This window comes from uncultured Mucilaginibacter sp. (assembly GCF_903913935.1).
Classification (GTDB): domain Bacteria; phylum Bacteroidota; class Bacteroidia; order Sphingobacteriales; family Sphingobacteriaceae; genus Mucilaginibacter.
In genome coordinates this window covers 1-8,718 of the sequence record NZ_CAIWNH010000525.1, presented here as the reverse complement: position 1 = coordinate 8,718, position 8,718 = coordinate 1, and the positions used below count along the sequence as shown (strand labels likewise).

Genomic DNA, 8,718 nt, shown 5'->3' with positions numbered 1-8,718 from the left:
TCCGCCGTATGCTATTGTTGGCGGAGTACCAGCTAAAGTTATAAGATACCGTTTTACAACAGAGGAAATCGACAAGTTGGAAAAATTAAAATGGTGGGATGAAGGTATTGATTGGCTTGAAGCAAATTGCGCGCAAATGCATTCAATAAAAAATGTTGATCAATTAACCGTTAATGTACGATGACAGTTTTTCCTTTTTTATATCGATGGGTTAACACTGTCTTCGAAGATGTCTACAGAGGGTACGCCTCGGTTATTACAATTATTAAACTTAATGGTAACCAGGTAAAATATGGGAAAGGTTTAATCAGCCGGGGAATTCCAAAAATCGATGTCGAACGCAATGGAAAAATGATGATTGGAATAAATTTTAGAATGAATAATGGCAACAGGTACAATAAGATCGGCCGTCAACGTCCTTGTCTTTTTGTGGTTAGCCAAAATGCGGTGTTAACTATTGGAAATAATACGGGTATGAGCGGAACCACTATCGTTTGCAGACAAAAAGTAACGATTGGAGACCATGTAAAAATTGGCGGGAACACAGTAATATATGATACCGATTTTCATAGTCTCGACTCCGCATTAAGAAGAGATTGGTTTACTGATTCAAAAAATACATCAAATGCAGAAGTTATTATAGGTAACGACGCATTTATTGGAGCCCATTCAACTATTTTAAAAGGAGTAACCATTGGTGAAGGCGCCATAATCGGCGCCGCGTCGCTGGTTGCAAAAAGCATTCCGGCCTATGAGATCTGGGCGGGAAACCCGGCCCGATTTTTAAAAAAAGTAAATGATGTACAGGTAGAAAATAAAACTCTGGTATACAACAAATGAAGTTCCGAAAGATCTTAATATTTAGCCTCATCTTCCTGGTTGTTTCTGATGCATTGCTATACATCGGGAACATGGGGATTGAAAGTGCGTTAATAGTTCCTGTTTCACTTGCGGCTAAATATTTGGTCTTAATTAACCTGATTTGGGTGGCAAGCAAAAGCGACTGGAAGGATGACCTTTCAAGCACGGTATCTGTGCTTTTTAAACTCCTGCTTGTATGGAATATCATTACAATTATCAGAGGTATATTTTGGGCTCACGATTACTGGGACTGGAAATTCCTGCTTTTTAACTCGGGCTTGTTTTTCTTAATACCACTGGCCTTTTTCATTGGTAAAAGCATGAGCCTCTCGCAGGCTACATTTAACTATGTGATAGGATATCTTTTTCTTCTTGGTTTCCTGGCAATACCATTAGCCTTTGTAACAAACCGTCAGTTGTATTCGCGGTTAATGATCCCGGTAAGCTTTTTTATAGTGATGATTCCCTATTTAAAAATGAGGTACAGGATACTCATTTTGGTTGTGGCGATAACTTCCGTAGTGGTCGTGACCGATTTTAGAACCAACATTATAAAAATCGTCATCTCTATCCTTATCCTGCTTACCTGGTATTTAAGGCGTTATATCTCGGTATTGTGGCTTAAATTGATCCATTTCGTTTTGATTTTTGCACCCCTCGTCCTATTGTTTTTAGCGGTAACCGGCCAATTCAATATTTTCGACCAGGCCTCACAAAATGACAGTTACGTTGTAAAAGACAATAAAGGCAATGCCGGCGATAACGAAAGTTTAACTGCCGATACGCGGACCTTTATCTATCTGGAGGTTTTTAAAACATTGAATGCCCAGGATAGCTGGCTGTTAGGCGGCAGCGCTGTAGCAAAATACAAAACCGAATCGTTTGATAAACTTGTTGAAAACAACCAGCGGTACGGCTCTGAAGTTGGCTTTTTGAACACCCTTTTATATTCAGGTATCATCGGCGTTGTACTTTATGCTTTATTGCTTTTTGTGGTTTCGCACAACGCCATTTATTATTCCAATAACTGGATTAGTAAAATGATGGGCCTGGTAATCATATCCCGCTGGTTATTGTTTTTCATGGAAGAATTCACACAGTTCGACCTTAATTTTTATTTTTTATGGATAATCATCGGACTGGTGAGCACAAAGCAATTCCGGTCAATGACTGATGCACAGGTCGCCCTGTATTTTTCAAGCTATAAGAAATGGTATTTAAACGTATTCCGCGTTAAAGATTTACAATTGAACGAGTTAACAGTTAATAACAATGAAAATTAATCAACAAAAATTAACATGTTATTTATAATTGTCCCTGTATTTAATCGATGGCATTTTACACAGGCGGTTTTAAACAGTTTGATGCTGCAAAGCAATAAACTGTTTAAAATAGTTGTGGTTGACCATGGTTCGACAGACGGAACGAGTGATCATATTGCTTCACAATTTCCGGATGTTATTGTATTGCGGGGTGATAGCAGCATGTGGTGGACAGCGGCCGTCAATGCAGGAATCCGCTACGCTTTAGGGGAAAATGCCTTGCATATCCTCACCCTTAATAATGATACTGTTGCAGAGCCTGATTATATAGCACAATTATATAAAGCAATTGACAGTGCGCCGGCAAACTCACTTATTGGGTCTGCTTCCATCGACGTAAATACCAAAGAAATTACTTACAGTGGCGAGAATTTAAATTGGTTCCTTGAGTCAAGCACAAAACACAACAGTCATGTGAATAATGGCCAGGCTGAAAACGGGTTGTTACCAGTTACGCACTTCCCAGGCAGAGGTCTGCTGATCCCGGTGCAGGTATTTGACCAGATCGGTTTATTTGATGAGAAGTATTTTCCGCACTACATGGCAGATTATGAATTTACGCTGCGCGCCGTCAAAAACGGGTTCCCGCTGTTTTGTGCTATTGGCGCAAGGATTGGCACCTATCCAGAAGCGAGCGGGGCAAATCAAATTAAAGCTATGAAAACTGTTAAAGGATATAAACAGCATTTATTTGGCATAAAAGGCGGCGGTAACCTGCCCTTGTTTTACCGGTATGCATTCAGGCATTGCCCTGTTTATGCACTACCAACGCATTTATTTTTAGGAACATTTCGAAGGCTAATCGGTTATTGGGTATAAGTTATGTTTAGAGTAATTCTATCGGCATTTTCATGTGATCCTTCAAAAGGGTCAGAACCCGGCTTGGGATGGAACTGGGCCATCGGTTTGGCGTCAAGAGGGTTTGAAGTACATTGCTTTACGCGAAATATTGGAAAAACAGAGATCGGGAAACAAATCATTCCTGAAAATCTTTATTTCCATTATATCACCCTACCCCTTGGATTAGAGCGGCTATACAAATTTTCGACAGCGGGCATGTATGCTTACTACATTTTGTGGCAGTGGTTTGCGTGGCGAAAGGCGAGGGTTTTGAAACGGAATATGAAAATAGACATAGCCCATCATGTTTCCTGGGGAAGCGCGCAAATGGGATCGTTTATGTATAAACTGGACGTCCCCTTTATTTTTGGTCCGGCTGGCGGGGGCCAGGAAGCGCCCGAGGCCTTTAAAAAGTATTTTAAGGAGCACTGGGCTGCCGAAGAAAAGAGGGCCAGGATTACCCGGCTTATGCTCCGTTATAACCCGGCCTGCAGCCCTATGTTTATGAAGGCGCAAACAGTAATTGTATCAAACCCCGATACGTTTAAAATGCTTAGTTCTTTCGGGATTAAAAATATAAAGGTGTCTCTTGACGCTGCGCTGCCGGATAGTTTTTTCCCCCAGCATCCTATTATTAAATCACCCCAAAAAGGGAAGCTTAATTTGTTATGGACGGGCCGTTTTTTACCGCGGAAAGGTGTTTTGTTGCTGCTTGATGTAATGAAAGAACTGAAAGAGTATAAGGACATTGTTTTAACGGTGGTTGGGGATGGCGAAATGAAAGAACCTTTCCTTGATAAAATAAAGGAATACGAGTTGCAGGATACCGTGCTTTGGAAAGGAAAAGTACCCTTTGATGAGATAAAAAAATATTACCGGGATTATGATGTTTTCTTTTTCACCTCCCTGCGCGACTCCTGCCCGCCGCAATGCATCGAGGCTATGGCATATGGTATGCCTGTTATAACATTAAACCTGCACGGGCAGGGCTTTATTATTAATGATGAAACCGGCATCCGCTGTAATGCGGATAACCCCGGGATTGCTATCCGTGAACTAAAAGCGGCCATTTTAAAGCTTTCACAAGATCCTGAATTGGTAAAACAGATGAGCGAAGCTGCAACTGAATTTGCGTCAAAACAGAAATGGGAAGAGAAAATTAACACAATTGTTGAACAATATTATCCAACAGTATGAAACCTGCGCCTATTATTATATTTACGTATAAACGCTTAGGTACTTTAATGCAAACCATTGATACTTTAAAGGACAATTCCCTGGCAAGTAAAAGCGAATTATTTATTTTTTCAGATGGCCCGAAGAATCAAAATGACGCTAATTCTGTTAACCAGGTTCGCGATTACATAAAGCAAATTGATGGCTTTAAAAGTGTAAAGTACGTTTTTTCTGAAACCAACAAGGGTTTAGCATCATCTGTTATATCTGGCGTCTCCGATGTGTTTAGAACTTATAATTCAGCAATCGTTTTAGAAGACGACCTTTTATTAACGCCTAACTTTCTGGCTTTTATGAACCAGGCACTTGATACCTACGTGTCAAGTGACAAGGTATTTTCTATTTCCGGGTATTCCTTTAGTTTAAACCCATCATCTAAGGATAATGACGACGCTTATTTTTTAAACAGGGGGTGGTCGTGGGGGTGGGCTACATGGAAAGATAGATGGGAACAAATAGATTGGGAGGTTAAAGATTATCATGAATTCGAAAAAAATATCGAACTGAAAAAAGCCTTTAATAAAGGCGGAAGCGATCTTTCGGCCATGTTGCATAAGCAAATGACCAATAAACTTGATTCCTGGGGGATCAGGTGGCTTTACCACCAGTTCCGGATCAATGGAATTACACTATATCCGAAAAATTCAAAAATATTAAATATCGGATTTGATAGCCAGGCAACACATACAACAGGGTCAGATAGCCGGTACATTCCAAAACTGGATACAAGTTTAAAAGAGGTATTTAAATTTCCGGATAAGGTTGAAATAACCAAAGATTATCAAAATGCATTTCAGCGGAAAATGGGGATTGCTTCGAGGATAAAATCCAGGATAGACACCGCTATAAAGCATTCAAAAAATAAGGTAAGTAATTTGTTTTCCAAAAATTATGCTGACAAAACCGGCAAAGCAAATTTTGTGGAAATAAAAAAAAATTAGCAAAAAGCAGTCCCGCTGTATACAGTGGTGGATAGGGGACTCGCGGAGATATGTGTTTTATACTTTTTACAAATGAAAAACTTAAAGAAAAAAATTTCATTCAATTTGTTTTTGTCATCAATTAATGGCTTTTACAGAAATTATTTTCAAACCAAGCGGTCAAAGTTTGGGGCAATTCACGCAACCTCACGTGTCAGGTTTCCTATTCTTATCAAAGGTATTGAGAATGTATATCTGAGCGAAAATACACACATCCTTGGGCGTTCCTTACTAATCACCACTAAAGCAAAGTTTATCATGAAAAAGAACTCGGCTTCGGCCGAAGGATTAACGGTGGTAACAGGCAGCCATCCATCGGTAGTTGGTAAACTCTTTTTAGATATTGCAGCAGACGACATACAGGAAGCAAAAGATGTTATTGTTGAAGAAGACGTATGGCTGGCGGCAAATGTTACGCTGTTAGCTGGCCTTACTGTTGGTCGTGGGGCAATAATAGGAAGTGGCACGGTTTGCCGAAGTTCGGTGCCGCCATATGCAATTGTTGTGGGCAATCCGGCAAAAGTGGTCGGCTTTAAATTCTCACCGGAGGAGGTTATTGCACACGAAAAACTATTATACCCTGAAAATGAAAGGCTCGGACTGGAGCTTTTGCAAAAAAACTACAACAAATATTTTATAAATAGAATTGCCGAAATTAAATCACACCTTAAACTATAAAAACATACAACCATGGAATTACAAGATTTTGTTAAAAAGTTTGCTGATCAGTTTGACAATACTGATCCGGAAGAAATTACAGCATCAACTAGATACCAGGAACTGGAGGAATGGAGTTCATTAACCATTTTAGTTGTTATCACATTTGTGACAACAGAATATGGTAAGGCAGTAACCGGCGCAGAGCTCCGCAGTTGCGAAACTGTTGAGGATTTATATAATTTGATCGCAACAAAATGATCGGCGAGAATGGTCCATTTTCATTATCCGGCAAAAAAATATTAATAACAGGCGCCTCCTCGGGTATTGGCAGATCATGCGCAATTGAATGTTCAAAACTGGGTGCCGCTTTAATAATAACAGGCCGCAATTCCGAACGTTTGGAAGAAACTATGGCTATGCTATCGGGTTATGGGCATCTTTTTAAAGCGCTGGACCTGAATGATGGAGACGCGACCTCTGGATTTATAAGCGACATCTCCAATCTGGATGGTGTGGTATACTGTGCCGGGATTCAAAAAACCTGCCCTTCGAAACTTATTCAAAGGGCAGATATTGAAGCGGTGTTTGAAACGAATTTTTTCTCAATAGCAAATATCAATAGCCTGCTGTTAAAAAAGAAAAAGCTGAACAAAGGCGCTTCAATTGTTTTTATTTCTTCAACAGCTGCCGGAATTGTTGCAGAAAGCGGGAACGCTGTTTACAGCGCGTCGAAGGGAGCTATAACTTCGTTTGCTAAAGTGCTGGCCCTTGAACTTAGCCACCAAAAAATAAGGGTGAACTGCATTTTGCCTGCAATGGTAAAAACGCCCCTTTTGGAAACTATTTCGGTAGATAAAGAACAACTGGAGCTGGATGAAAAAAGATACCCTTTCGGTTATGGCAGCCCCGAGGATGTGGCTTATGCGGTGATTTATCTACTATCTCATGCTGCAAAATGGGTTACAGGGACTAATTTATTACTCGATGGCGGTTTAACTTTAAGATAAATAAATGAAAGCATATATAAATTCCATATCATATTACTTACCGGAAAGCACCCTTACCAACCAGGATTTGGTTAAGGAGTTTCCGGAATGGAGTGTTGAAAAAGTTGCGGACAAAATAGGGGTTCGTCAACGGCATATTGCTTCAGGAGAAGAAACTGCGGGCGACATGGCGGTAAAAGCGGCTCAAAAGCTATTCGTAGAACATGCAATAATACCCGAATCAATAGACTTTATATTGTTTTGTACTCAAAGCCCGGATTATTTTTTGCCAACCACGGCCTGTATCATCCAAAATAAGCTAGGTATTCCTACTACGGCTGGCGCCCTGGATTTTAACCTCGGTTGTTCGGGGTATATCTATGGCTTATCCCTTGCGAAAGGCTTAATATTTGCAGGAATTGCAAAAAACATTTTGTTGCTGACAGCCGAAACCTACAGCAAATATATCCATCCGCTAGATAAGGGTAACCGGTCAATTTTTGGGGATGGCGCTTCCGCTACGCTTGTCTCAACCGAAGGATTTGCAGAGATTGGTGATTTTGTGTTGGGAACAGATGGTCGTGGTGCCGACAATTTAATTGTAAGGGCTGGCGGCGCCCGCCACCCGGAGACGGAAAACACTGTTAAAGCCGATGAAGGCGGCGCGCTTTTATCTGCCGACCACCTTTATATGAACGGATCCGAGATTTTCAACTTTACGCTGCGCTCGGTTCCTCCTTTAGTTAAGGAAACCTTAACTAAAAATGGTTTGGAAATGGTTGATGCTGACTTATTCGTATTTCACCAGGCGAATAAATATATGCTTAATTCGCTCCGCAAACTGTGTGCAATAAGCCAGGAGGCCTTTTATGTTGATATGGAAGATTTAGGAAATACCGTGTCATCAACTATTCCTATCGGCCTGGCACGGGTAAGGGAAAAGGCAATAAAAGGTGAAAAATTCAATATCGTAATCATTGGTTTCGGAGTGGGTTATTCCTGGGGTGGCTGTGTTCTGAAATGTTAAATGTTAAACAAAAAACATTAAAAGGAGTTATATAACCATGTTTTATTCCGCAATTAAAATCTCGATAGTGTTGAGTGTGCTGTTGAGTCTATGTATTCAGCCGGTGAGTGTTCGTGATAAAAAACAGGAAAGCGTTATGCTTAACGCGGATACGGTTAACGTAAAAACATTTGGGGCCCGGGGCGATAATATTCAAAATGATAGCGCTGCTTTTCAAAAGGCAATTATATATGCATCCGGTAGCAGGAAGGTTTTGCTGGTGCCAAAAGGTATATATAAAATAAGTAACCTGGTGGTTTATCCCAATGTTAAAATAGTGGGAGTTAACGGCGGTTCTGTTTTGGTGCTTACAGACGGCACTCAAAATAACAGGCAATGCTTATCCCTAACCGATATTTCTAAAAACATCCTGATAAGGAATATTGCGTTTGATGCAAATGGTAAAAACAATACGGGGAAAAACATTTTTTGTATCAAATCAACCCTAAGCGCCAATGGATCAATTAATAACCTGGTCATCCAAAATTGTTCATTCACCGGGTCAAAAAACTATGGTTCAGTGTTTTTGATCGGCATGCCAAACCAGATTACTAACGTTGTTGTGTATAATTGTTCGTTCCACGACCTGGGCTCCGCCGCAGTATCGGTAAGGGGTATAAATGGCTTAACATTTGCAAATAATATCGTCACCAATTGGGATTTGCTTGATAAAATCAATTCCGCCTTTCAATTTCAATCGGAGCCGTGTTCCAATATCGTTTTCAGAAACAATCATTTTAAAAATAAGGACGCCGCCTATTTTGCCG

The 8,718-nt window shown here is 40.4% G+C and carries 10 protein-coding genes and 1 pseudogene; all 11 read left to right on the top strand.

The genetic code is table 11. From position 1 onward, the window contains the following. Positions 1-184: pseudogene (locus QZY09_RS21130) on the top strand (hypothetical protein); the annotation flags it as partial. A gap of 290 nt (positions 185-474) precedes the next feature. Then, the gene (locus tag QZY09_RS21125) at positions 475-840 is read left to right on the top strand and encodes a DapH/DapD/GlmU-related protein (RefSeq protein WP_295675790.1); all 366 of its coding nucleotides are present in this window, start codon (positions 475-477) and stop codon (positions 838-840) included. Then, the gene (locus QZY09_RS21120; protein ID WP_295675788.1) at positions 837-2,144 is read left to right on the top strand and encodes an O-antigen ligase family protein; all 1,308 of its coding nucleotides are present in this window, start codon (positions 837-839) and stop codon (positions 2,142-2,144) included. The genes QZY09_RS21125 and QZY09_RS21120 overlap by 4 nt, the downstream gene beginning before the upstream one ends. A 15-nt stretch (positions 2,145-2,159) precedes the next feature. Continuing rightward, the gene (locus QZY09_RS21115) at positions 2,160-3,002 is read left to right on the top strand and encodes a glycosyltransferase family 2 protein (RefSeq protein ID WP_295675786.1); all 843 of its coding nucleotides are present in this window, start codon (positions 2,160-2,162) and stop codon (positions 3,000-3,002) included. A gap of 3 nt (positions 3,003-3,005) precedes the next feature. Continuing rightward, the gene (locus tag QZY09_RS21110; RefSeq protein WP_295675784.1) at positions 3,006-4,220 is read left to right on the top strand and encodes a glycosyltransferase family 4 protein; all 1,215 of its coding nucleotides are present in this window, start codon (positions 3,006-3,008) and stop codon (positions 4,218-4,220) included. After that, positions 4,217-5,200 carry a glycosyltransferase gene (locus QZY09_RS21105; protein ID WP_295675782.1) on the top strand — a complete coding sequence of 328 codons (984 nt, stop codon included), beginning with the start codon at positions 4,217-4,219 and terminating at the stop codon, positions 5,198-5,200. The genes QZY09_RS21110 and QZY09_RS21105 overlap by 4 nt, the downstream gene beginning before the upstream one ends. 297 nt (positions 5,201-5,497) lie before the next feature. Next, a complete protein-coding gene (locus QZY09_RS21100) occupies positions 5,498-5,917 on the top strand; it encodes a hypothetical protein (RefSeq protein WP_295675780.1) in 420 nt (139 codons plus the stop codon). A gap of 12 nt (positions 5,918-5,929) precedes the next feature. Further along, positions 5,930-6,157: an acyl carrier protein gene (locus QZY09_RS21095; protein WP_295675777.1), complete on the top strand. Its 228-nt coding sequence runs from the start codon at positions 5,930-5,932 to the stop codon at positions 6,155-6,157. After that, the gene (locus QZY09_RS21090; RefSeq protein WP_295675775.1) at positions 6,154-6,906 is read left to right on the top strand and encodes an SDR family NAD(P)-dependent oxidoreductase; all 753 of its coding nucleotides are present in this window, start codon (positions 6,154-6,156) and stop codon (positions 6,904-6,906) included. The genes QZY09_RS21095 and QZY09_RS21090 overlap by 4 nt, the downstream gene beginning before the upstream one ends. A 4-nt stretch (positions 6,907-6,910) precedes the next feature. Then, complete coding sequence (locus tag QZY09_RS21085) at positions 6,911-7,912, top strand: ketoacyl-ACP synthase III (protein ID WP_295675773.1); 1,002 nt, start codon at positions 6,911-6,913, stop codon at positions 7,910-7,912. A 37-nt stretch (positions 7,913-7,949) separates the two neighbouring features. Further along, on the top strand, positions 7,950-8,718 hold a 769-nt coding region (locus tag QZY09_RS21080; RefSeq protein ID WP_295675770.1), incomplete at its 3' end, for a glycosyl hydrolase family 28-related protein.

Excerpts from the sequence above, each read along its gene's own strand:
- QZY09_RS21120 (WP_295675788.1), top strand. The coding sequence starts at position 837 with ATGAAGTTCCGAAAGATCTTAATATTTAGCCTCATCTTCCTGGTTGTT.
- QZY09_RS21100 (WP_295675780.1), top strand. The coding sequence starts at position 5,498 with ATGAAAAAGAACTCGGCTTCGGCCGAAGGATTAACGGTGGTAACAGGC.
- QZY09_RS21110 (WP_295675784.1), top strand. The coding sequence starts at position 3,006 with ATGTTTAGAGTAATTCTATCGGCATTTTCATGTGATCCTTCAAAAGGG.
- QZY09_RS21105 (WP_295675782.1), top strand. The coding sequence starts at position 4,217 with ATGAAACCTGCGCCTATTATTATATTTACGTATAAACGCTTAGGTACT.
- QZY09_RS21085 (WP_295675773.1), top strand. The coding sequence starts at position 6,911 with ATGAAAGCATATATAAATTCCATATCATATTACTTACCGGAAAGCACC.
- QZY09_RS21090 (WP_295675775.1), top strand. The coding sequence starts at position 6,154 with ATGATCGGCGAGAATGGTCCATTTTCATTATCCGGCAAAAAAATATTA.
- QZY09_RS21125 (WP_295675790.1), top strand. The coding sequence starts at position 475 with ATGAGCGGAACCACTATCGTTTGCAGACAAAAAGTAACGATTGGAGAC.
- QZY09_RS21095 (WP_295675777.1), top strand. The coding sequence starts at position 5,930 with ATGGAATTACAAGATTTTGTTAAAAAGTTTGCTGATCAGTTTGACAAT.
- QZY09_RS21115 (WP_295675786.1), top strand. The coding sequence starts at position 2,160 with ATGTTATTTATAATTGTCCCTGTATTTAATCGATGGCATTTTACACAG.